The organism is Bacillus sp. HMSC036E02 (assembly GCF_001836235.1).
GTDB lineage: Bacteria > Bacillota > Bacilli > Bacillales > Bacillaceae_G > Bacillus_A > Bacillus_A cereus.
The window spans coordinates 2078-24436 of the sequence record NZ_KV827844.1; the positions used below are offsets into that span (position 1 = coordinate 2078).

Consider the following 22359-nt stretch of genomic DNA (forward strand, 5'->3'; position numbering starts at 1 on the left):
CTTTTGTAATTTCTACTGAACCTTTATCTAACTGTTCATTTTCTACTTTCAATGATAGGACTGTTGTCATACCTTTTGTAATTTCGAATGATACTGGTTCTGTTAGCTTTTTGTAGCCAGGTAAACTTTTCGTCTCTACTAATTTGTACTTTCCTACTGATAGATCTGAAACGTTTGCTTTTCCATCTTTATCTGTTACTACTTTTCTTACTACTCCATCTTTCTCATCTTGGACTTCAAATTCGACACCCGCTAATACTGCCCCGTTTTCTTTGTCCACTTTTGTGATTTCTATATTACCTTTGTCAACCATTGCATTTTCCACTTGTATTGGGAATATGCCGTCCCCTGTTACATTTACTTCGAACTCTGTTTCTTTTAATTGGTATCCTTCAGGTGCTTTCGTTTCTTTTAAAATATATTTTCCTAGTGCTAACGGTTTAGAGGTTGCCTTACCATCTTTATCTGTAACAATATGTTCGACTACTACACCGTCTTTTACTATATCAAACTCTGCATTTGCTAATGGTTTTTCACCATTTTCCGAATCAATTTTCTTTATTTCAATTTGACCCTTTTGCACAGTATTTTTAATTTCAATTGTTTTTGTTTCTCCAGCTTGAAGTGTAACCTCTACTGGGCTTGTTAATTTTTGATATCCTTCTGGTGCTACTGTTTCATAAACTTTATACGTCCCCGGAGCTAAAGTTTGAGGTACTGAAAAACCTTTTTCGTCCGTTGTCAGTTTTGCAACAACTTCATTTGCACTATTTCGAACTTCAAATTCGGCACCTTTTAACCCTTTGTTCGGATTCTCAGAATCTATTTTATGAAGCGATACTGTACCATCTTTTGGAGCTTCAGGCGGTGTAATAGTTACTTCTTTTGATGTTAATGTTTTATCATCAAAATGTAATTCCGCTTTATTAGGAATCTTCTTATCTACGTAAGAAGATAAGTCTGCATTATTTTTAATTTTCGCCTTGATACTAAGATTAATTATCTGGTCTTCATATGACTTATAGTCAAAATTCTCATCAAACGTAAATGTTACTTCACTTCTTTGTTTATCTATCTTTAGCGTTCCTTTAGAAGTAATATCTTGGCCATTTTGATCATACACTTTTGCCTCTAATACTTCTAAAACATCTTCTAAATCATCACTAATTACCATTGATGTGTATTTAGGAGGATCGTTTGGTATATGTGTACCAACTTGATATTGAATAACTTGATTCATTTGTGTTAGCTGCTCATTCTCTACAAGCTTGCCATTCTCATCAACTATATTTTTTTCAATGCTAGGTGGATTATCGTCACCTGAACCGGTTCCCCCTCCACCACTTACAAATACTTGTCCTACTTTTTCTTCAGTTTTAATATTTTTACCTTCTAATTTCACAGTATTTTTATGAGGCTTTGCAGCAGGATTAGTAATCTTTGTTTTATATCTTAAAATATAACCTTTTGAACTGTCTGGAAATTCAATTGTAAATCCAGCCTTTGTTGCATTTATTTTAATGTTAGATAAATCTGCTGGCTTAATATTTGTTGGTGCATAACCATCTTCAAATACAGCCTCTTCTAATACTACGCTGTCTGTAATTAACTCATGCCCAGGTCCTAATGTATCTGTTAATTTAAGATCTTGCATTTCTGTTCCAGTCGCATTTACATATACAAGCCAATCAGCAATGGACGGATCTTCTTGATTATAAGAACCCCATTTCAATAGATTATCTGTATTGGGCTGTGGCTTCGGTCTCTCTGTAGTATTACTTACATTTACTTCTTTATTTACGATTTGACCATCAACGTTAAATTCTAATGGAATTTCTTTAACACCATCATATGCTTCTAGACCAAAGTAGAATTCTACGAATAAAGAACCTTTAATGTTATTCTTTCCTTCTACGTAATCACCCATAGTACACGTTAATAGACCCTTTTTCATCTCACATGTACCAACTGTTTTTCCTTCAGCATCTTTTAAAGGAAAACTCATATTCATAAGGTCTTTCCGAAACTCTTTTGGCATATCAATTGTGAATTGATCTCCACTTTTTATTTTTTCTTTAGCTGACCACTTCACTTCTACTTTCATACCATCTGAGGCTTGATATGGTTCAGATGTCGTGCCATCAGTACGGGAAATATTAATTTCGTCCACTGGACTTTTCATCACAGCAGCTTGAATAACTGGAGCCCACACATTCAGCACTGAAAATAATACTAGAAAAACTAATGAAACCATTGAAATATGTGTTTTAGTACTTTTCATTTGCATAGTTCCCTCCTATTTTTTTATATTTATATAACAAAAAAAGACCGTCCGGTTGCATCAAAAATGTGCAACCAGACGATCTTAGTAACCAATATGTATTACCGTAGACTCTAAGCTTTGCGGCCTATCCTTTCGAATAGTGTGCTAAAAATATCTTTTATTCTTTTTTTGTTTCATTTTCCTCTTAAACCAAATATTACTATACCGTCTGGACGGTTATAATTCAATACTCTATAAAATTGTTCTATTTTTCTAATAAAAAAAATAATTCACCACTACATTAAAGAAGCAATGGTGAATCATTTTAAAATTATATAGTTCGTATATTCTATTTATATGAATTACTAATAAGAGCTTGAATCACTTTTTCTCTTAACTCGGGGCTTAGTCTTCCAACCCCTAAATATTCCGAGTACCATAATCCATCTGCTGCTAATCTAATAATTGTTGCACAAACTGAATCTATCTCATCATTTTCTATATTTTTTTGCAGTTGCTGAAATGATTGTTGTAATGGCTCAAGTAATTCAGGTTTTAACATGAGTGCTGCCATCATACTGCTAGACAACTCTTCTGTTCTTCTCTCATTACTTAATCTTTCCTCTACAAAAGAGCGAATCCATCTCCCTTTCCTCTCTGAGTCTTCCGCTACTTTATTGTAAATGGCCCCTTCATAATCCTCTACCCCTCGGACTATCATACCTTCTATTAAAGCTTCTTTATTTGAAAAGTGATACAATAATCCACCTTTGCTTAAACCCGCCTCTTTTGCCACTGCTTCTAAAGTTAATTTAGCAACCCCTTTACATTGTACAATTTGAGAAGCGGCCGCCAAAATCTTTTGCCGCGTTATGCTTATACTCATTCCTTTTTAAAACCCCATTTCTACTAAATTTATATAAATACGAATCTTATTTTTAATATTGTTGATTACTACTAAGTATTTTCTTTATACAACAAAAGTTTCATTACCTTTGAATTTTTAGTTACTTATTCTATTAAAAATTTCCATATCATTCAATATGATAACATCAAATACACAACATTGACTATACATCTATACTTTCATATTCATTCCTAATATATCCATTAATAAAATTTACCGATTTAGTCCTTCTTATTACTTTATAAGACGGCAGTAATTCTTTCAGCACTAAATAAAAAATGTTATTACTCCCATTGAATTGAGTAATAACATTTTACTTAACAAATTCTCTGCCAACTAGCATCCTTCACATCTTCACTAGTCGGTTTTCTAACTGATCCAATAAAGTGAAACTTTATATCCGCAACATGGACAGGTGTATTTCATTTTGTCACTCCATTATTAACTTGTTTTCCCATATATTCCTACTCACAAAGAATGTAACAGCACAAATCATAGTTATCCCCATGAAAAATGTATTAGAATCTTCATATGTAGTTGGAATGCCTACCGTTACGAAAACAATACTAAAAGCTAAAAATAGATATAATAATAAAGATATAATATAGCTTAGTTTAAATCGTAAAATGATACCTCTAAACAATAGCTCACCAAGTAGACAGCCACCTAAAATAATAGGTACTCCGAAATACAATGTAAGGACTCCCATTTGCGCAGTAGATTGAATTATCTTTCCAATTATGTTCGGCGAAACCAGCTCACTATCGTTTCCCATCCTATCATATAAATCAAGTGCTGTTGCTGAAATAAAGAAACTTAATATAGAAAATGAATACGGTATTAAAAATTTGCTCACTCTCATTCACCTCGCTTTTTTCTTTACATATATTATTCATTATTTCCTATCATTTTTACATAAAAAAATAACCCTCTATGATAAAACATAGAGGGTAGCATTTCTATATAAAAATCTATACCTTATCCTGAAGTGAATCCCGAAAATAGGACAAATATCAAAACACCTAAACCATCTGCTATCTGCTCCCTACATTCTTTAGGGTAGATAGTTTATATGTTTTATTAGAAAGTAGTGCCTTCTTTTTTATAATATTCTTTTGAAATCTCTTCATAAAATGCGGCTGATGTCGCGTAGAAATAAGGTGCTAACCATAAGAAACCAATTCCTACAGTAAGAATACTTAAAATGAACCAACCTAAGAAACTTAAGCATAGTAAAAAGTAATCCATTTTATGTCCATTCATCATATGACGACTCTCAGTAATCGCTTGATTCGCTGTATATTCTGGATGATCATTCAAAATAAAATATGTCATAGAATAAGAAAATGATTTAATAATACCTGGAATAATAAGAAGTAATGTCCATAGAGTCAAGTATACATACATTAGTAAATATGTTAAAAACGACTTCATCAACTTACTTCCATCGCTAAACCATCTAAATATATGACCAATGCGAGCATCAGTCCCACGAATTGTATTTAAAACAAGATAATAGGCACCTATTGTTAATGGACCAATAACAAGCATTACTATAATACTTACTGTAAGTGAATCACTTGCTTCTTCCCAACCCCAAAATATCGAGAAAATACCTGTTGTTAGCATTTCAACAGCTCCAATAAGGATCCCGATTAATAAGGTTGCCCCTACCGCTAATCCCCATCTTCCTTTTAATGCATCAAGTGCTTCTCTTTTCAACTGACTTATCATATATAACCTCCTAATACTATTTATATTTTAGTATACCATTTATATCAAAAACCCCATAGATTTTCCTTAAATAGAAGCTAATTACCTTTTTTCATATACTGTAGTTGTACTAATATATGGATTAAACCACTCTTTTCCCTATAACAAAAAAGCTTGCCCTTCATAATAGGCAAGCTTTCTCTGGTTAATTCTCACTTAACTTCTTCTTATACCAATCCTGCATTCTCTCCGCATCTTCTACTCTCGTATGCTCTATTTTGTAACTAGATGATGCACTCGAAAACTTATACGTACATAAATCCGCACGGCGCTGAAAATATGATTGTGTCTTCTCCATTGATTGGACATGTCTTCTTCTAATAAGTCCTGTATATTTTCCGACGCTACGATAGACAAGTGTAATTTGTTCTCCGTTAACATTGTAGCCATTTGTTTTAAATGTTGCGTATCCAAGTGTAAAGATAAGGATTGCGAGCGGAATTAATGCCCACATGATGAAGTGCTTTTCAGAGTATATACTTATTCCAAGAAGCGGGATTGCTAGCATTGCGAAGAAGATAAAACTATCAATGAGATAGCGGCGCAATGCTGCTTTTGGTAATGCAATAATGTTTGCATTCAGTTCGTATGGTAATTGTAAATGGGCGAGTAACTGTTGTACTCGATCTTTTCGAATGATTGGGTGCAGTGTAACCTTTTCTTTTTCGTCACCCATTCCTTTACTTTGAATGACTTCTACTTGCACAGCACAATAACCGAATGGTTGGCGTAAAATACTTTCTTTTATCGTAATACCTTGAATACGATGCAATTTTAGTACGAGCTCTTTTTTCTCAAGTAATCCTTGTGAAATGCGAACTTCGTCATTTCTTCGATTCACTGTGAAATCGCCATGTTTTAACGCGTAACCGATTGTAGATATAATCCAAGAAAGAACGAGTAAAATGGCTACCATGAAAATCCAGCCATATATATCATGTTCCATTACATACGACTTTACGCCATTCTCTATCCATTTCGGAATGTACTCATCTACTTGGTGATAAACGAAAAAGATTAAAGAGAATAATAGTCCAAATTGACCAGATGTAACAGATGCTAATAAAATCTCTTTCCAAGTTAATTTATATTCTGTCTTTTGTTTTTCCTCTGTAACAATTGCTTTTTCTACTACATTTTCTGTTGCTTCGTCTAACGTTCCTTCTGCTTTCACTTCTGGAGTTGGCTCATTTAGCAAAGCAATAAGCTCCGCCGCTTCTTCTGCCGTAATACCAGCTAAGCTAACTTCTGCTTCATCGCCCCCACCAGCTGTTTCAATCTGAATTTTTTTCAAACCGAGCATTTGATATAGTACGTTAGAACTTGTATTAATCGTTTGAACACGTTCTTTATTTAAGTAGCTTTCCTTTTTCACGAAGAGACCTTTTTTCACATGTAATACGTTATTTTCAACCCAATATGTTGTGTAATACCATTTTTCAAATGCTGAAAAAACGGTGAGTAAACCAAATGCTGCAGGAATTAAATACCAAAACGGGAATTTTCCGTTTAAGCTAAACATGAAAATAATGAGTGGTATAAAATCTGTTATTTTTAATTCTAATAACATCGTGATTGGATGCTGCCTCTTATACATCCTCATCACTCACTTTCGCTAATTCTGCGATTTTCGTTTTCAACATTTCTGCTTCATACATCGTTAAGCCTGGGATGCTGTGAGAAGTTGCTGCCGTTGAAATGTGTAATTCTGCTAAGCCATATTTTCTCATAATTGGTCCTTGTTCAATCGTTACGTGCTGCACACGAATCATCGGTACTAATACGCGCTTTACGACAAAAAGACCATGCTGAATTTCAAGTTCTTCTTCATTTAGTTGGTAGCTGTAATAACGTTGACGTAGTTTCGGGAATAAGAAGTACGCAAATGGTGCGAACACAACTGTTAGCCCAATCATCACATACAAAATCCACGCCCACCAATCAAACTTTATCATGAGGAAAAGGTAAGCTAAAATAACGAGTATACCGATCCCTTCTTCAATTACAGCACGAACTTTCCACACCTTGACCATGTCAGGGTGAATTTCATTTTTCAATGGATCCATGTAACCACTCCAAATCTAGTAATCTAATATATGAATTCTCTCAATCTATATTTTACGTAACTTTACAGAAAATTGAAATTTAATCTTCTTTCTTCTCAGGAATAAAATATCCGAACCAAAGTAGCCAAATGAAACCGATTAACTTCATCCAATTTCCATCCGCTTGAAAAGCTTCAATCATACCTGGTATTTTATAAACCCCAATAAATCCAAGAAAACCGAGCCACCAGTTTTTTTGCATTTTCATTTTTACTCCTCCTTCATGACGTTTTTCACATTTCGAATCCAAATTTCTTTATACTTTAACTGGAATCCCATGAGCATATAGTTGCTCATATTATCAATCACGAGTGCTAGCGTATGAGCATTTTCTTCCGTTTCATGTTGTGACACAACGTCAAGTCTTGCGCCTTTCTTCAATAAATCGTGGAAACCATTTAAGAAATCTTCTTGTATTTCAAATAAGCGTTTCTGATACTTTTCATTTCGCGATGCAGTTACGATAAATTCATTGATAACGCGTAATATCCCTTCTTGCCCTTCATATTCAGAGAGCATATGTAAACCATCAGCAATTAACTTTTCTGCAAAGTTTTCTTTCGTATATTGCTCTTTATCGAAATAACTCACGAAATGATATCCAGAGAAAATTTCTTCAAATAAAAAATCGATTAACGCTTCTTTAGAAGAAAAATGATAATAAATAGCCGGTTTTGAAATACCTACCTCTTTCGCAATCATGGAAAGACTCATCTTCTCAATGCCGTGTTCTGCCATAAGTTTAAATGATGCCTCTACAATGTTTTGCGATGTTTGTAAATTCTTCGTCATACTGTACCTCACTTGTTTTTACTTACCGGTCGGTAAGTAAATTATAAAATAAAACGAAATGATTTTCAATTTAGTTAGCGTTCTAGAAGGTGTTTATTGGAAATTACAGAAAGTTATAAAGTAAAAGCAACTTATAACAATAAGGAGGATACCATATGGGACTTGGTGGTAATGGGGGTAGTGGTGGTAATGGCAGCGGTGAAGCAGGACAAGCTGGTAAGAGCGGATTTTCATTAATCATTGTACTTTTTATCGTATTGATTATAGTTGGAGTTAGCTATATCGGACTTGGCTTCTAAGAAAAGGCGTCCTACATTACACATGTAGGACGCCTTGTTTTTAATCCCTATTCAGCAATCGCATACGATAACAATTCATCGTCACTTCTCCAAGTCTTTGCAGCAATTGATAGTTCGCATATGCGCCGACTGGGGCACCGATTACCGGGACGAGCTGAAGCATTTTTGCTAAATCGATATAGTCTCGGTATTCTGTTTGGAACTTTTCCCAGTCCATATGATTTTCTTTTTCTGTATCCCACGTTTCAATTGCTTTCCATATTTCTTTTCTGTGATTGTCACTTGAAAAGGCGAGTTGGAAAACGTGAAGGATAAAAAGACGCTCTTCTTGTTTACTCGTATCAAATCCGTACAACGTTGCTGCATCGAATAAAAATTTAATTTTAATGCCGAGTAAAAGCGGAAAGTCAGCAAGGCCAAGGAGAATACCGCCTGCTCCCGTCCCTGCTCCTTCTGCCGCTGCTATTTTTTTGTACTCATCCATTTTTTTACGTACTTCATCGTCACGTCTTTGCAGTGACCATGTCGTCTCTTTTAGCTTCGGCTTTATAAAGTTTGACCCGGCGCTGATCGTTTGCACCATCATCCGGATCGTCTCTGTTAGCACTTTTTGTACTTTCGCCGGAATGAGCTGTTGCACTTTCGTCTGCACTTTTTTGGAGAACCGTGTCATCATAGAAGAATCTTTCATGAATGTAGCTTTCCACTGCTCCAATTCTTTTATAACCTTCTCTTCGTATGTAATCATAGGTTCATTCCTTTCAATTTAAACGCTCAATGCGCTTCGCCCCGTATTGGTAAACAAAACCGATACTAAATAATATGCTTACGATAAGTAAAATTCCTGTCATCATGAAATCTTTCGTTGCTAGTGCAAATATAACTGTAAAGATTACGCTCCCTATGATTAGAACCGCGTTTAATAAAGTAAGAAAGTCTTTCTTCTTCTCTTCTCCCCGTACTGGATACAAATCAAGCCAAATTTTCATGCGGTGATGTTTCCATAAAGTTAAGAGCTGATAGCCGATTAAATATAGGAAGATAAAACTTACGATAAATCGCCCGTATAAAAATGGAATGAAGTAAAGAATAACTCCTCCAAGAGCGAGCAAACGCACATATAATCCAAAATAGTTACCTGATCTTAAAAACGTTCTCGTATATAAGTATAAATATGTACGCTTTTCACCGATTATCGAAAGAATGAAATCGAGCCATTTTCTCCGCGCTACTCTTTCTTTTAATGCTGGTACATCAACGAACATATTCGCAATGCGGTACAGCAGCATCATCTTCTTACCTTCTTCAGAAATTAAATACTCCCAGTTTAGTGGCTTTCCCTTTACCATTTGATGCATGATAGCAAGGTATAACACCATGAGAAGGACGATTCCACCAATGAAAAGAACTGAAGTACGTTCTACAAGGAAATATACAAATAAACCGTTTAGGATAAAACGAATGAACCAATCCGCTCTTTGTATATTTTGATCTGTTAAAAATGACTTTTCCCACGCGACGAATAAGTTCCACGCTTTTACGATAACAAACGCAAGTACAATCCATATGTAAGCCGCTCCTGTTTGCTTCATTTGCTGGAAGTATAACGGGGCAAGCGCTGCCGCTACGATTGCGATTATGTATAACTGGATCATAAATGTAAAAAGAAATGCCTTTGTGAAGTAAGGTTTTAACTTTTCTTCAACTGGCAGTAAGTAAACGAGATCCGCTTCTTTTAATAATGTTTGAATGGATCCAGCCGTTAACACGAGTCCAATTAATACTGCCATTACGAGCGCCGCCGGAAACGAAGGTGTTAACGTTTGTAACCATTGCTGGTAATAGTACGCTCCCGCACCAATGATGAACACGAAAATAAATTTCAAATGATCATTAAATACGTATTTACTATATGTACGAACTTCTTTTAGAAAGTGACGAAATCGTTCTTTCCATAACGCTGTGCTATTCATAATCTTCTTCCTTTGTTAGCGCGATGTAAATATCATCTAACGTTGCACCTGGCATATTAAACTGTGATTGCAGTTCAGATAGCGTTCCCTTCGCTCTTACTTCACCTTGATGCAAAATAATGAACGAATCACAATAACGCTCTGCCGTCGCTAAAATATGTGTACTCATTAAAATACCGGCACCACTCTTTTTCATTTGGTCCATCATTTGAAGAAGGGATTGAATCGCTAACGGATCTAATCCAACGAAAGGTTCATCTACTATGTAAAGAGATGGCTCCACTAAAAATGCACTCATAATCATTACTTTTTGTTTCATTCCTTTTGAGAAATGAGATGGAAACCATTTTAAACGATTTTTCATACGAAACTCTTGTAGTAGTTGTCCTACACGTTCTTCATATTGCTTTTCATCAACGCCATACGCCATAGCTGTTAATTTCAAATGCTCTTCTAACGTTAATTCATCATATAATACTGGCGTTTCCGGAATGAATGAAAAGCTAGAACGGTACGCTGTCATATCATCACGAATTGTTTTCCCATTAATTGTGACAGTTCCTTTTTTCGGTTCCATTAAACCGATAATATGTTTAATCGTCGTACTTTTACCAGCTCCATTTAAACCGATTAAGCCGACAAGTTCGCCTTTATTAACAGAGAACGAAACGTCTTTTAATACAGGTCGTTTCGTATATCCTCCTGTAACATTTTCTACACGCAATAACTCGCTCATACGACACCACTTTCTTCATTAGTATTCATTCTATATTCATCTTACCAAAAATTATGCTGTACTACATAGTATCCATGTACTCAAAAAAAATTTTTAAATTTATTAGCATATATTTTTCCGAAAGCGGACATCATAATTATTGAAGAAGGAACACATTGAAAAAGCAACCACCAATTGATGAGTACAACAACATAGTGAAGTCATCATGAAATGGGGTGTCCAAGTTGGACAATGAAATTTACACATAACCAGATCATTTGTTTCATTTTCGAAACGGGGTGTCTCTGAAAGAGCATATACTGTTTTAAAAAATAAACAATTTCATTTTAAAAAAGATTGCAATTCATTTCACTTGAAAATGGGGTGTCTACGGCAGAAACTTTAGCCGATTTACCGTGCATTTCTTAAATAAATGAGGTGTCTGCGAAACGTAAATTACGATAATGCTTTTTCAATCCCTCTTCAGAAAACAGGAAGCTGAGTCAGCTTCCTGTTTTTCGTGTTTGTTCTCTTATGTAATTATGGTAAAATACGGCTAAGGATATTTGAAAGGATGAGATCAATGAATCATACAGCAGACAATTGTATTTTTTGTAAAATCATTGACGGGCAAATCCCTTGCTCAAAAGTATACGAAGATGAACATGTGCTTGCATTTTTAGATATTAGTCAAGTAACAAAAGGACATACTCTTGTTATTCCAAAAGTTCACAAACAAGACATTTTTGCGTTAACGCCAGAAATCGCATCACACATTTTTTCTGTCGTTCCAAAAATCGCAAATGCGATTAAAGCAGAGTTTAATCCAGTTGGCTTTAACCTACTTAACAATAACGGTGAAAAAGCTGGACAAACTGTGTTCCACTTCCACCTTCATTTAATTCCACGCTACGGTGAAAAAGATGGTTTCGGTGCTGTTTGGAAATCACATCAAAATGAATACACTATGGAAAATTTACAAAACATCGCAAGTACAATTGCAAATAGTGTGAAATAATGACACTATAAGAAGGCGTAATACATAACAAGCCACTTCCCTGAAGTCATCAAATTCCGCATGGCTTGTTTCTTTACTTAAAATGCTCAGGGATAATTGTTTGTGCATAGCACATATAAGAAAGATATGCATATTTTTCCCATCATGAATACGAACAAAAAATAAGGAGGTCTCCTTTTATGTCAAAAGCTAAATCCTTTATTACAGGTGTTATTTGCGGCGGAGCAGTTGCTGGACTAGCTGTTCTTTTCTCAACTCCTTCTTCTGGTAAAGACATGCGCGGCAAGTTAAAAGAAAAAGGAAATGATATTAAAAAGACTTTAGCTGATATTACAGCTGATACGAAATTATTAAAGCGTCAAATTGTTGAAACTGCTTCAGAAGGTAAAGAAGTGTTTCAAGAATTAAAAGATGACATGCAAGACACGCTTTCTAACTGGAAGCAAGATATTTCTCAAAACAAGCGCCATATTGAGAAAGAAATTTTGGACATCCAAAAGTCAATTGAGAAACTACAAGAAGCTGTTCCAGAAAAAGCGTAAACAAATTCCTGCTTAGTTTTTTGCATATAACAAATATTTTTTATATAAATTGACCTTGACACGGCATATCGTATAGATATGCCGTGTTTTTATGCATTTACAATATATGTTATCACTTAACATGTAAGGACAACGTATGTATTCACGACTCATAAAACGCTTCCATAGTTATGCATGATTTGTATAGAATGTCATTTTTCCGAAAAATTTTCACAATTCTCACAAAAAGACTTTATTAATTTTTATTTTACTGGCATAATAGATAGTAATGAAAAAAGAATGTTAAAGTGGGTGAGTAAATGAAAAGTGGAGAAAAAGATTACTCGGTAAAAGAAGCGATGATTTTCAGCCAACGCATTGCTCAATTATCGAAAGCGTTATGGAAATGTGTAGAGAAAGATTGGCAGCAGTGGATTAAACCTTACGATTTAAATATTAATGAACATCATATTTTAACAATCGCTTATCATTTAAAAGGGGCTTCTATTTCTGAGATTGCTAAGTTTGGAGTTATGCACGTATCAACAGCGTTTAACTTCTCGAAAAAGCTGGAAGAACGCGGCTATCTTGTATTCTCGAAAAAGGAAGATGATAAACGAAATACGTACATTGAAATTACAGACAAAGGGGAAGAATTACTACTTCGCTTAATGGAAGAGTATGACCCTGAAAATAATTCAGTGTTTAATGGGGCTCTTGCACTTCGTAATTTTTATGGGAAGTTCCCAGAAAATATCGAACTGATTGCAATCCTGCGTAACATTTACGGACAAGACTTTATCGATATTTTTGAGAAATCATTAGAAGATATTGAAGAGAACTTTACAGAATCCGATCAAAAGTTAGTTAAGAAATAATCTCTTTATTTTTTCGCAATCATGCTTAAGAATTCATTCATAAGCGGCTTAAATAAACCTTGTTTTGCTAGCGCTTCCGCAGTTTCGTGTACTTCGAGCTGATGTGGAAGCGCTTTTTCAAATTGATCTAACAGCGCATCGAACAAAAGAAGCCCTTCTGCTTTCTCCACTACATATTGCTCGTTCAGTTTTTCACAAAGATTTAGTATACGTTCAATATCTTTTTTACGAGCTTTTTTCTTTATGATCAAAGAATAAAATGGACACTTCTCTTCATCAATCATTTTAAATAATAAGTCTACATAGTATTCAGCTTGTTCTAATCTTCTAACAACGTCCATTTTCTCCCTCACTTTCTAACACAAAGTCTTCTATTTCTGAATTTTGTAACACGAATAAAATATCGTGTGATACAATATATGTATATGTATTTTAGCCAAAAGGAGGTCTCGCCTCATGACACTTATAACAGTTGTTTTTGTCGCATTCGCACTTCTTGTTATATTTTACACGAATTTCATGACACATACACTGTGTGAACGAAAACAAATAGCTGCGAGCCGCCAGCCCGGTGTCTTTCGGGTTATTAATGTATGTATAACAATTTTATTAATTTCTAGTTATATAGAAATTATATTTCATGGAAAGTGAGGAAGGAAAGCCCCTTCCTCACTTTTTTCCTCTATAAGCAAATTATACCTACAATAACCAATAAAATAAACAGTACAAGTAATAAAATAAGTTGAGAATTCATCCCCATCCCCTCCTCTATTCTGTATATGCGGCATGCGCCCAATATGGCACACTTTCAAAATCTGACACGTGCTGGTTAATTTTTCTTTATCAATATGAAAACGGTTCGAAATATGATATATTAAATTTTGTACATATTGCTTATACTATAGAACAAAACATTCATCAAAACTTTATCCTCAGCCACGGTAAGCCCTGTTAAGCGCGCTTTACCAATATAAAAAAGCAAAAGTATCAGTGAGACTTAATCGGGCTCTTATGAATCAAAATTCATTGGTGTAGGATAAATTAAAAATACATAATAGTAGGAGTGTTTATTGAATGAAGAAAGCTATGCTTGCCTTAGCCGCAACAAGTGTAATCGCATTATCAGCATGTGGAACATCATCATCAGACAAAATTGTTACATCTAAAGCTGGTGACATTACAAAAGAAGAATTCTACGATCAAATGAAGACACAAGCTGGTAAACAAGTACTAAACAACATGGTTATGGAAAAAGTACTTATTAAAAACTACAAAGTTGAAGACAAAGATGTAGACAAAAAGTTCGATGAAATGAAAAAACAATACGGTGATCAATTCGATACACTATTAAAACAACAAGGTATTAAAGAAGAAACGATAAAAACTGGTGTGCGTGCTCAATTAGCTCAAGAAAAAGCGGTTGAACAATCGATTACTGATAAAGATGTAAAAGCAAAATTCGAAGATTATAAAAAAGAAATTAAAGCAAGTCATATCCTTGTAAAAGATGAAGAAACTGCTAAAAAGGTGAAAGATGAACTTGCTCAAGGTAAATCTTTCGAAGAATTAGCAAAACAATACTCTGAAGATACAGGCTCAAAAGAAAAAGGTGGCGACTTAGGATTCTTCGGACCAGGGAAAATGGTAAAAGAATTTGAAGAAGCAGCTCAAAAGTTGAAAAAAGGTGAAGTAAGCGAACCTGTAAAAACACAATTCGGTTACCATATCATCAAAGTAACTGATAATCACGCAGATGCAAATTTCGATAAAGCAAAAGCTGATATTAAAAAATCACTAGTTCAAGAAAAAACACAAGATGCTCAATTTATGAACGATCTTATGATGAAAGAAATCAAAAAAGCTGACGTAAAAGTTGACGATAAAGATTTAAAAGATCTTTTCGAAGAGCCAAAAGCTGACGCTAAAAAAGACGAAAAGAAATAATGAAGTAAAAAAAGCTTGGGCTTCGGCCCAAGCTTTTTTATCCCCTCTTCTCCCTGTAGTTATATCTAGATTCGGTAAATGAAATTATATCGGCGATTTTCAAACTATATCAGCGCAACTCCAATTATATCAGCGATTTTCGAAATATATCGACTTACCGACAAAAAACGACAACAAGCGTGACTCCCTCTTCAAACACAAAAAAACCTTGATCCACGCCACGTAGAACCAAGGTTTATCTTATTATCATTGATTAAATGAAAAAACTATGTTAAATTAGAACAGAAACACGTTTCCCGAAACAAAAAGGACGTATTTATCCGTATCTTAATTTTACACCAAAATACATCTTCAGTCAACCTCTATTTTTCACTTTTAAAGGAGTGCTTACCGTATGAACAAAAAACTTGATCTAGAGCAAAAAAGATTGGATACCGTAATTGAAACAATTACGGAGCAAATTGATAAACTGGAAAACGAAACTGGCAGACGCCGAGCAGAAGTAATCAATATTCGTAAACACTTTTGGGATGATGTGAAAGTGAATACTGATACTTTCGATGATTATCTTGAAACAGTTATCAACTTAAGACAACAAGCTCAGTCACTAGCTGTCACACAAATTACCCATAAGCACACCTTTAATCGACTTGCCGCATTAAGACGTATGCATAAAGCACCTTATTTCGGACGAATTGATTTCAAAGAAGAAGGAGAATCTGCCGCGGATCAAATTTATATCGGCGTCGCTACACTTACTGATGCAAGCGGAGAAAACTTCCTTATATATGACTGGCGCGCACCTATTTCGAGTGTGTACTATGATTATCCACCAGGACCTGCTGAATACAGTACACCAGGCGGCGTAATCCACGGTAATGTGGAGAAAAAATTACAATACATTATTCAAAATGGCGAGATTGATTCTATGTTCGATACGAGCCTTACAATTGGTGATGAAATCTTGCAACAAGCGCTTGGAAAAGGCACGAACAAACATATGCAAAGCATCGTTGCTACGATTCAGCGCGAGCAAAATGAAATTATTCGTCACGATGAAGGCCGACTCCTTATCGTGCAAGGAGCCGCTGGTAGTGGTAAAACATCAGCTGCATTGCAACGAATCGCCTACTTACTATATAAATATCGCGAATGGCTAAAAGCAGATCAAATTATTCTCTTCTCTCCTAACTCTATGTTCAATAGCTACGTTTCTAACGTACTACCTGAACTCGGTGAAGAAAATATGCAGCAAGTTACATTCCAAGAATATTTAAACCATAGACTAAGTAAGTCATTTGAAGTTGAAGATCCTTATGAACAATTAGAATATATGTTAACTGAAACGAATAATCCTACCTATAAAACGAGAAATGCGAGCATCCGATTTAAAGCATCCACTCAATTTTTCGAGATGATTAGAGCGTACAGACAATCTCTTGAATCTTCAGGCATGCTATTTAGAGGAATGAAATTTAGAGGAAAACTGATTGTTTCTGCGAAAGAAATTACAGAACAATTTTACAATACCGACTCCTCCCTCCGCTTCCATAGTCGAATTGAGAAGTTAACGGATTGGCTAAATAAGCAAATAGATGCACTTGAAAAAGCAGAACTGAAAAAGCCTTGGGTAGAAGAAGAAATTGAATTACTTAGTAAAGATGAATACCAAAAAGCTTATAAATATTTGCAAAAAAAAGGAGAGTTTGACGACAACTCCTTTAATGATTTTGAAAAAGAAACGAGAGTACTTGGACGTATGATTGTCCGTAAAAAATTGAAGCCCCTTCGTAAAGGTGTTCAAACATTACGCTTTATCAATTTCACAGGCATATATAAACAACTTTTCACAGATGCATCATGGGTTACTGAGAAAAAACCGAAAGAGTGGGATGACATTTGCTCCTTAACAGTAAACATGCTTGATGAAGGAAAACTATATTACGAGGATGCGACTCCATTCTTACTTTTAAAAGAATTAATTGAAGGCTTCCAAACGAACAGATCGATTAAACACGTACTCGTAGACGAAGCGCAAGATTATTCTCCGTTTCAGTTCGAGTTTTTAAAACGTCTCTTCCCTGCCGCAAGAATGACGGTACTCGGAGACTTTAACCAAGCGATATTTGCTCATGCGAGTGAAACGGTTAATTTCGATACACTTACAAATTTATACGGTCCAGACGAAACAAACGGCATTAACTTAACTCGTAGCTACCGCTCAACAAAACCGATTATTGAATTTACACGTGCTCTCGTACCGGAAGGCAAGAACATTCACGCCTTTGAACGTGACGGCGAGAAACCTACAGTGACGAAAGTATCGAATGTCAACGAACTGCACGAACGTATTATTGCCAAAGTTGCTGAACTACAAAAAGAGCAGCACAATACGATCGCAATTATATGTAAATCTGCAGCTGAAAGCGCAGCTGCATACGAAGCACTTAATCATATCGATAATATTAAACTCGTGAAGAGTAACTCAGCCGAGTATGAGCAAGGCATTGTCGTGATCCCTGCTTACTTAGCAAAAGGTATCGAATTTGATGCTGTTATTATTTACGATGCTTCTAAAGATGTGTACAGCGACGAGAGCGTTCGTAGATTGTTCTACACTGCTTGTACGCGCGCAATGCATGAACTGCAACTTTATAGCGTTGGCGAAGTTAGTCCTTTTATACTTGGGGCTGATTCGGAGAGTTTTGAGCTTATAATGAAAACACCTTAATGATGGAAGTGCCCCCCGAAAACGGGACACATATTAAAACACCTCCCGAATTCGCATACTAAGTATGCAAATTCAATGGAGGTGTTCTTTTTATCATTTAGACTTGTAAAATGCTTCGTATTTCTTCTAAACGTAAATTTGTAAACTTTGCAATATCTTCGATTGGCATTCCATTTTTATGCATTCCACGAATTAATTGAATCTTACCTTCTTCAATTCCCTCTTTCTTTCCTTCATTACGAGCATGAGCGAACTTTGCGGCTTCATCCATCAAAGCTTTCTCTCTTGCCTCATATGCTTGTCGGAAAGAAGAATCTTGACTCATACGCTCCCATTTATTCATCGCTTTTTGTAAAATCGGATCTTGGTTCATCGCAATGTCCTCCAATGTTTGGGTTAGTTGTTCATCCTCGTTTGCCGGAAGTAATAATAACCAACGAACAAACAAATCTTCCCAAGGATTTACTTGTTCATTCCGCCACTGTTGCATAAGTTTCGAAATCTCTACGATGTGAACTTCGATATCACTACTCAATATTTTATGTTGTTGTCGATTCCATAAAACTCCTGTTGTATGGAATGCCTCGTATTCAGGAAACATAACGAAATTTAACAAATTGATTGTAATTGTTTTATGAAGAGAGCTGTATGGCATTCCCTTTTGAAGTTGAGCTGTGTATAGCCTTCCCCAATAATATAAACTGCGTTTAATCATATCATGATTATTATTGAGTTGTATTTCTACATTGACTTTTGTTCCTGTGTCTAATGTAGCTGAAATATCTAAGATAGATAACTTATCTTCTTCATGTTCCCTGTGTAAATGTGGATCTGCAAATTGTAACGAAACAATGGGTGATTCTAAAGAATCCTGTAACATCGCATTTAAAAAAGCAATTAAAATATCTTCATTTCCACTTGTGCCAAATAATTGTTTAAAAGCAAAATCAATGCGTAAATTCACTAATTGTTGGCTGGACATGAAATTTTCTCTCCCCATCTCATAAGAGGCTTTTCTTTTATTGTACATAAAATAGTGATACGCATGCAAACACGCACTTACTTAAATTTCATAAAACGCTCTGTATTTGCAGGTTATCACATCACTTCTCACGATGCAGACATTCTTACGATTGACGTACTTCTATCCTCACCTTCATTAGATCCTGACACTTCCAAAAAAGATGCGGAAGAATACTCCTATTTACAACAACTAACTGAATCGATATCTCGTTCTGAATTATGTATTTCTGTTAAAGAGAGTACACTTATTTAAACACGAAAAGAGGAGTATTTATCATACCCCTCTTCTACTATCTATTTACGTTTTTACTTGATCATAATAATGAATTCTTTTATATGCAACTTATATAAGTATCAAGGTGTCTTTCTAATCCTGAATGAAATACCCTTACGCCTATATACACTCAGCACAATCCCCATTATAAGCGCATGAAATACAGTCGGCGTTAATCCGTAACTAATAAAAGGTAAGGATATAGCAGCAAGCGGCAATAATCCTAGTATCATTCCAACATTATAAATGAACTGGAATACAAAAAGAGTCAATCCACCAACGAGTAGCAATTTACCGTACCGATCATTTATTTTATAAGAGATGACTATTAATCTTGCTACAAAAAGAGAAAGAACGAAGACAAGAATTAATGCAAGCCAATACCCATAATAGTAAGTCAAACTTGCAAATACAAAATCAGTATCCGGAGCAGGAATGAATTTCATATCTCCATATGTACCAAACCAACCTGCTGATGACATTACCTCTTTTAATCGTATATACATAAATCCTGCGCCACCTGCATCACTCTCAGGATTTAAATACCCTAAAAGTCTATCTAAGTGGTATCCTGAAGACCATGATACGGATACCTTAATAATAAATAAACAAATAGGTACAACCGTAATAATCAACGACGTTTTCTTTCCTAGCTTACTCCACCAAAGCATAACGAATACCATCGTAATATAGATAAAAATTGACGAAAGGGTGGATACAATCAAAAATAAGTACAAAGAAAATAAATATAAAACCACAAGATGTATAATCTTTAACCTACTATTATTAAAAAAAGAAGCCCAAGCTAGAAAAAAGAAAGGCACTGCCATTAGACAGTCAATTGCAATTGGACCGATTTGTATTAACGGTTCTCCAATCATTGAAGCGTTTGAAAAACAGTATAGTATTAACAGGACAACTACTCCGATTATATAAAACAACCATCCCATTCTCTCTAATTTCCGATAATCAAGTAACATCATCCCAATCGCTGTTACAACACCGAGAATAATAAATATCACCTTATTTATCATTACTTCATTCGTATATTCAAAAACAAAAACCGGTAAAAAACCTAACCCCATAGCAGCCACTAATAAAATAAGTAAAAACCAATCCACCTTTGGCTTATGAAGTTTATTAAGTTCTTGCCCTAGTTTAATCGGACTTCCCATTTGTTCCACCGCTTTATTTTCAGCGACTTCCTCACTCAAACCTTTTTCTATCCATGTGTTCTTCGCCTGTTTTAGGTGAAAATCTAGTTCCGTTGCTACAAAGCTCTTCGCTTCTTTTGATTTAATATGATTCGTAACTTCGCTTACAAAACGCTCCCCTTTTTTGTTCAATTCCGCCTCACTCCTGTACTAATCCTTTTAATATAAATCGTGCCTTCGTAGCATTCTTCTCTGCCTTTCGCAGCATCTTGTTTCCTTTATCATTTAATTGATAATATTTAGCTCCCGCATGATCCCAGCTAGATTGGATAAAGCGATTCTGTTCTAGACGATGCAATAAAGTGTATAGAGATCCTTCATCACCTTCGAATTTTTGAATTCCTCTCCCCCGCAGTAACTGCATCAATTCATAACCTGTTTTTTCATTCATAAGAAGTTGCAACACTGCTAAAAGGATGTCTTCTTCCTTTTCGGACGATTGATTGATTTTTTCGTGCACCCGCTTTTGGTGCCGATCAGAAAAACTCAAATGTTTAAACGTTGTGTTCTCCATTGATTTTCGCAAGCCTTTTAATCGACCTTCCATTCGATTATTCCTCCAATCCTTCCTTCAAAAGCTCCTTCGCTTTTTTCAGTCTCGTTTTTATCGTGTTTTCCTTTACTTCTATTACTGTAGCAATCTCTTTAATTGATAATTCCTCATAATAAAATAGATAAATGACTTCTCGATATTTTATCGGTAAATTCATTACCGCAGAAGCCAACCTACTATCCTCAGCATTTTGAATAACTGTTTGTTCGACACTTTCTTTTTGACTCTCCATATACGTAAAGTCATCCTCTGTAACGATAACTTTTTTGTTATACCAACTTTTTATATAGTCCTTACATTGATTGATTGCAATTCTCCATAACCATGTTTTCACATTCGAATTCCCTTTATATGTATGAAGAGATTTATAGCATTTCACGAATATATCTTGCGTTACATCCTCCGCAACCTCTTTATTATTCACATACGAATACACAAGCTGCAGGACTTCTTGTCCATACTTGTTCATTATTTCGTCAATAAGGTCCTCCTTATCTTCTATTTCAAACGCTTCTATCGTTAATTCATCCACATCATTTCCTCCTTCCCATATATTAGACGACGCACTGTATGGAAAAGTTTTATAAATACATAAAAAAATACGGATGGTAATGTCCATACCGTTTTTTTATAAATATTTATTTACTTCTTGTCCCCTGACACTAATGTTCTGCTTAAAAACAGGAATTTTCATCCATATATCTTGTTCCCTATTTTAAAACATAATACAATGAATACGTAACTTAATAAGCTATAACTAGTAGGTGTGGCAATCATCTCTTCCATTTTGAAAAAAGGGGGGAGGTGATAATATAATCGCGATGTTTATAATTAAATTAGTGTATGGTATCCTAACCGGAGCTGGCGTTGTCATCGGTAGAAGATACGTTGGTCCGTGGCTAATTTCTGTATACAAAAAAGCGAGAACCACCCTGCTTCGTGGAAAAGGTAAGGGCGGTTCTCGGCTAAAACGTTAATGTAATTGTCTTATAACCGCACCTACTACCACCACAATAGCAAGTTAGGTTACACAAGGCAGAAGTTTCTCAGGCTTCTGTCTTTTTTATTTTATGCAAAATTCACACTACATACTCTATCATTATTGTAACACATTTTATTTATTTTTAGTCAAGAGAAAAACTACCTAAAGGGCTCCCCTTCAGGTAGTTCTCTATTTTACGCTAACGCAGCTAGACTTTTTCAAGTTCAGCTGTGCCGCTCTCATCATTTATAGCACCAATAAAGACGGATTATGTACCCGCTTCATAACAATGAGTAAACAAGGAACAACACCTATTACGAATATAAAAAATCCTCTCACTATATAGCACCTATGTTTTCAGCAATACTCTATTACCATCAAACTAAATTTGTAT

At 35.1% G+C, this 22359-nt stretch carries 24 protein-coding genes, 1 pseudogene and 1 riboswitch; of the genes and pseudogenes, 9 read left to right on the top strand and 16 right to left on the bottom strand.

Annotated features, from left to right (window positions below; all coding sequences use genetic code 11):
- The 8 genes from HMPREF2590_RS12940 to HMPREF2590_RS12975 form a co-directional block, all read right to left on the bottom strand.
- On the bottom strand, positions 1-2287 hold a 2287-nt coding region (locus HMPREF2590_RS12940), incomplete at its 3' end, for a SpaA isopeptide-forming pilin-related protein (RefSeq protein ID WP_256325152.1).
- Positions 2288-2347: 60 nt separating this feature from the next.
- Positions 2348-2440, bottom strand: a riboswitch (cyclic di-GMP riboswitch).
- A 172-nt stretch (positions 2441-2612) separates the two neighbouring features.
- The gene (locus HMPREF2590_RS12945) at positions 2613-3149 is read right to left on the bottom strand and encodes a TetR/AcrR family transcriptional regulator (RefSeq protein WP_000028008.1); all 537 of its coding nucleotides are present in this window, start codon (positions 3147-3149) and stop codon (positions 2613-2615) included.
- A 451-nt stretch (positions 3150-3600) separates the two neighbouring features.
- Positions 3601-4026: a hypothetical protein gene (locus tag HMPREF2590_RS12950; RefSeq protein ID WP_002098741.1), complete on the bottom strand. Its 426-nt coding sequence runs from the start codon at positions 4024-4026 to the stop codon at positions 3601-3603.
- A 224-nt stretch (positions 4027-4250) separates the two neighbouring features.
- The gene (locus HMPREF2590_RS12955; protein WP_000625405.1) at positions 4251-4904 is read right to left on the bottom strand and encodes a DUF975 family protein; all 654 of its coding nucleotides are present in this window, start codon (positions 4902-4904) and stop codon (positions 4251-4253) included.
- 184 nt (positions 4905-5088) lie between these two features.
- Positions 5089-6540, bottom strand: a complete 1452-nt coding sequence (locus HMPREF2590_RS12960) for a PH domain-containing protein (RefSeq protein ID WP_000278211.1) — start codon at positions 6538-6540, stop codon at positions 5089-5091.
- Positions 6533-7009 (bottom strand): PH domain-containing protein, encoded by a 477-nt coding sequence (locus tag HMPREF2590_RS12965; protein ID WP_000371357.1) that lies wholly within the window; start codon positions 7007-7009, stop codon positions 6533-6535. The genes HMPREF2590_RS12960 and HMPREF2590_RS12965 overlap by 8 nt, the downstream gene beginning before the upstream one ends.
- Positions 7010-7088: 79 nt before the next feature.
- Positions 7089-7256, bottom strand: a complete 168-nt coding sequence (locus HMPREF2590_RS30355; protein WP_000783813.1) for a hypothetical protein — start codon at positions 7254-7256, stop codon at positions 7089-7091.
- A gap of 2 nt (positions 7257-7258) precedes the next feature.
- Positions 7259-7840 carry a TetR/AcrR family transcriptional regulator gene (locus HMPREF2590_RS12975; RefSeq protein ID WP_000164830.1) on the bottom strand — a complete coding sequence of 194 codons (582 nt, stop codon included), beginning with the start codon at positions 7838-7840 and terminating at the stop codon, positions 7259-7261.
- Positions 7841-7995: 155 nt separating this feature from the next.
- Here HMPREF2590_RS12975 and HMPREF2590_RS28855 point away from each other — a divergent pair, with 155 nt between their 5' ends.
- On the top strand, positions 7996-8139 hold the full coding sequence (locus HMPREF2590_RS28855; protein WP_000522762.1) for a YjcZ family sporulation protein: 144 nt from the start codon (positions 7996-7998) through the stop codon (positions 8137-8139).
- Positions 8140-8179: 40 nt separating this feature from the next.
- Here HMPREF2590_RS28855 and ecsC read toward each other — a convergent pair whose 3' ends face one another.
- Genes ecsC through ecsA form a run of 3 tightly spaced genes read right to left on the bottom strand, consistent with a single transcriptional unit; the run spans position 8180 to position 10848 of the window.
- Positions 8180-8887, bottom strand: a complete 708-nt coding sequence (gene ecsC, locus HMPREF2590_RS12980) for an ecs operon protein EcsC (RefSeq protein ID WP_000634138.1) — start codon at positions 8885-8887, stop codon at positions 8180-8182.
- Positions 8888-8900: 13 nt separating this feature from the next.
- On the bottom strand, positions 8901-10112 hold the full coding sequence (gene ecsB, locus HMPREF2590_RS12985) for an ABC transporter permease EcsB (RefSeq protein ID WP_001089100.1): 1212 nt from the start codon (positions 10110-10112) through the stop codon (positions 8901-8903).
- Positions 10105-10848: an ABC transporter ATP-binding protein EcsA gene (gene ecsA, locus HMPREF2590_RS12990; protein ID WP_001292603.1), complete on the bottom strand. Its 744-nt coding sequence runs from the start codon at positions 10846-10848 to the stop codon at positions 10105-10107. Before ecsA ends, ecsB begins: the two co-directional genes overlap by 8 nt.
- 562 nt (positions 10849-11410) lie before the next feature.
- On the opposite strand from ecsA, the gene HMPREF2590_RS12995 reads away from it, so the two are divergent.
- From HMPREF2590_RS12995 to HMPREF2590_RS13005, 3 genes are all read left to right on the top strand, one after another.
- Positions 11411-11845, top strand: coding sequence for an HIT family protein (locus tag HMPREF2590_RS12995; RefSeq protein WP_001016835.1), 435 nt, complete (start codon positions 11411-11413; stop codon positions 11843-11845).
- Between the two features lie 179 nt (positions 11846-12024).
- Positions 12025-12387 (top strand): YtxH domain-containing protein, encoded by a 363-nt coding sequence (locus tag HMPREF2590_RS13000; protein ID WP_000030302.1) that lies wholly within the window; start codon positions 12025-12027, stop codon positions 12385-12387.
- A 299-nt stretch (positions 12388-12686) separates the two neighbouring features.
- The gene (locus HMPREF2590_RS13005; protein ID WP_000834924.1) at positions 12687-13244 is read left to right on the top strand and encodes an HTH-type transcriptional regulator Hpr; all 558 of its coding nucleotides are present in this window, start codon (positions 12687-12689) and stop codon (positions 13242-13244) included.
- 5 nt (positions 13245-13249) lie between these two features.
- On the opposite strand, the gene HMPREF2590_RS13010 is transcribed toward HMPREF2590_RS13005, so the two are convergent.
- Positions 13250-13585, bottom strand: coding sequence for a DUF1878 family protein (locus HMPREF2590_RS13010; RefSeq protein ID WP_000383655.1), 336 nt, complete (start codon positions 13583-13585; stop codon positions 13250-13252).
- A 115-nt stretch (positions 13586-13700) separates the two neighbouring features.
- On the opposite strand from HMPREF2590_RS13010, the gene HMPREF2590_RS13015 reads away from it, so the two are divergent.
- From HMPREF2590_RS13015 to helD, 3 genes are all read left to right on the top strand, one after another.
- Entirely contained in the window at positions 13701-13895 is a 195-nt protein-coding gene (locus HMPREF2590_RS13015; protein WP_000172690.1) for a hypothetical protein, read from the top strand.
- Positions 13896-14318: 423 nt separating this feature from the next.
- A complete protein-coding gene (prsA, locus tag HMPREF2590_RS13025) occupies positions 14319-15188 on the top strand; it encodes a peptidylprolyl isomerase PrsA (protein ID WP_000710059.1) in 870 nt (289 codons plus the stop codon).
- A 394-nt stretch (positions 15189-15582) separates the two neighbouring features.
- Positions 15583-17919, top strand: coding sequence for an RNA polymerase recycling motor HelD (gene helD / locus HMPREF2590_RS13030; RefSeq protein WP_001035437.1), 2337 nt, complete (start codon positions 15583-15585; stop codon positions 17917-17919).
- A 97-nt stretch (positions 17920-18016) separates the two neighbouring features.
- Here the strand turns inward: helD and HMPREF2590_RS13035 are convergent, their stop codons facing one another.
- Entirely contained in the window at positions 18017-18901 is an 885-nt protein-coding gene (locus tag HMPREF2590_RS13035) for an Rpn family recombination-promoting nuclease/putative transposase (protein ID WP_000098344.1), read from the bottom strand.
- A 90-nt stretch (positions 18902-18991) separates the two neighbouring features.
- On the opposite strand from HMPREF2590_RS13035, the pseudogene HMPREF2590_RS13040 reads away from it, so the two are divergent.
- A pseudogene (locus tag HMPREF2590_RS13040) lies at positions 18992-19195 on the top strand (hypothetical protein); the annotation flags it as partial.
- A gap of 101 nt (positions 19196-19296) precedes the next feature.
- Here HMPREF2590_RS13040 and HMPREF2590_RS13045 read toward each other — a convergent pair.
- The 3 genes from HMPREF2590_RS13045 to HMPREF2590_RS13055 are packed head-to-tail and all read right to left on the bottom strand — an operon-like array spanning position 19297 to position 21515.
- Positions 19297-20562, bottom strand: a complete 1266-nt coding sequence (locus tag HMPREF2590_RS13045) for an FtsW/RodA/SpoVE family cell cycle protein (protein ID WP_001034645.1) — start codon at positions 20560-20562, stop codon at positions 19297-19299.
- Between the two features lie 7 nt (positions 20563-20569).
- Entirely contained in the window at positions 20570-20977 is a 408-nt protein-coding gene (locus tag HMPREF2590_RS13050; RefSeq protein WP_000399088.1) for a PadR family transcriptional regulator, read from the bottom strand.
- A 4-nt stretch (positions 20978-20981) separates the two neighbouring features.
- On the bottom strand, positions 20982-21515 hold the full coding sequence (locus HMPREF2590_RS13055) for a sigma-70 family RNA polymerase sigma factor (protein ID WP_000344007.1): 534 nt from the start codon (positions 21513-21515) through the stop codon (positions 20982-20984).
- Between the two features lie 289 nt (positions 21516-21804).
- On the opposite strand from HMPREF2590_RS13055, the gene HMPREF2590_RS30360 reads away from it, so the two are divergent.
- Complete coding sequence (locus HMPREF2590_RS30360; RefSeq protein ID WP_000469930.1) at positions 21805-21960, top strand: hypothetical protein; 156 nt, start codon at positions 21805-21807, stop codon at positions 21958-21960.
- Positions 21961-22359 lie beyond the last annotated feature (399 nt).

Coding starts and splice junctions, on each gene's coding strand:
- HMPREF2590_RS13050 (WP_000399088.1), bottom strand. CDS start 20,977: ATGGAAGGTCGATTAAAAGGCTTGCGAAAATCAATGGAGAACACAACG.
- HMPREF2590_RS12960 (WP_000278211.1), bottom strand. CDS start 6,540: ATGTATAAGAGGCAGCATCCAATCACGATGTTATTAGAATTAAAAATA.
- HMPREF2590_RS30360 (WP_000469930.1), top strand. CDS start 21,805: ATGTTTATAATTAAATTAGTGTATGGTATCCTAACCGGAGCTGGCGTT.
- HMPREF2590_RS12995 (WP_001016835.1), top strand. CDS start 11,411: ATGAATCATACAGCAGACAATTGTATTTTTTGTAAAATCATTGACGGG.
- HMPREF2590_RS28855 (WP_000522762.1), top strand. CDS start 7,996: ATGGGACTTGGTGGTAATGGGGGTAGTGGTGGTAATGGCAGCGGTGAA.
- HMPREF2590_RS13005 (WP_000834924.1), top strand. CDS start 12,687: ATGAAAAGTGGAGAAAAAGATTACTCGGTAAAAGAAGCGATGATTTTC.
- ecsA (WP_001292603.1), bottom strand. CDS start 10,848: ATGAGCGAGTTATTGCGTGTAGAAAATGTTACAGGAGGATATACGAAA.
- HMPREF2590_RS12965 (WP_000371357.1), bottom strand. CDS start 7,009: ATGGATCCATTGAAAAATGAAATTCACCCTGACATGGTCAAGGTGTGG.
- helD (WP_001035437.1), top strand. CDS start 15,583: ATGAACAAAAAACTTGATCTAGAGCAAAAAAGATTGGATACCGTAATT.
- HMPREF2590_RS12955 (WP_000625405.1), bottom strand. CDS start 4,904: ATGATAAGTCAGTTGAAAAGAGAAGCACTTGATGCATTAAAAGGAAGA.
- HMPREF2590_RS13035 (WP_000098344.1), bottom strand. CDS start 18,901: ATGTCCAGCCAACAATTAGTGAATTTACGCATTGATTTTGCTTTTAAA.
- HMPREF2590_RS13015 (WP_000172690.1), top strand. CDS start 13,701: ATGACACTTATAACAGTTGTTTTTGTCGCATTCGCACTTCTTGTTATA.
- HMPREF2590_RS13010 (WP_000383655.1), bottom strand. CDS start 13,585: ATGGACGTTGTTAGAAGATTAGAACAAGCTGAATACTATGTAGACTTA.
- HMPREF2590_RS12975 (WP_000164830.1), bottom strand. CDS start 7,840: ATGACGAAGAATTTACAAACATCGCAAAACATTGTAGAGGCATCATTT.
- ecsC (WP_000634138.1), bottom strand. CDS start 8,887: ATGATTACATACGAAGAGAAGGTTATAAAAGAATTGGAGCAGTGGAAA.
- HMPREF2590_RS30355 (WP_000783813.1), bottom strand. CDS start 7,256: ATGAAAATGCAAAAAAACTGGTGGCTCGGTTTTCTTGGATTTATTGGG.
- HMPREF2590_RS13000 (WP_000030302.1), top strand. CDS start 12,025: ATGTCAAAAGCTAAATCCTTTATTACAGGTGTTATTTGCGGCGGAGCA.
- HMPREF2590_RS12945 (WP_000028008.1), bottom strand. CDS start 3,149: ATGAGTATAAGCATAACGCGGCAAAAGATTTTGGCGGCCGCTTCTCAA.
- ecsB (WP_001089100.1), bottom strand. CDS start 10,112: ATGAATAGCACAGCGTTATGGAAAGAACGATTTCGTCACTTTCTAAAA.
- prsA (WP_000710059.1), top strand. CDS start 14,319: ATGAAGAAAGCTATGCTTGCCTTAGCCGCAACAAGTGTAATCGCATTA.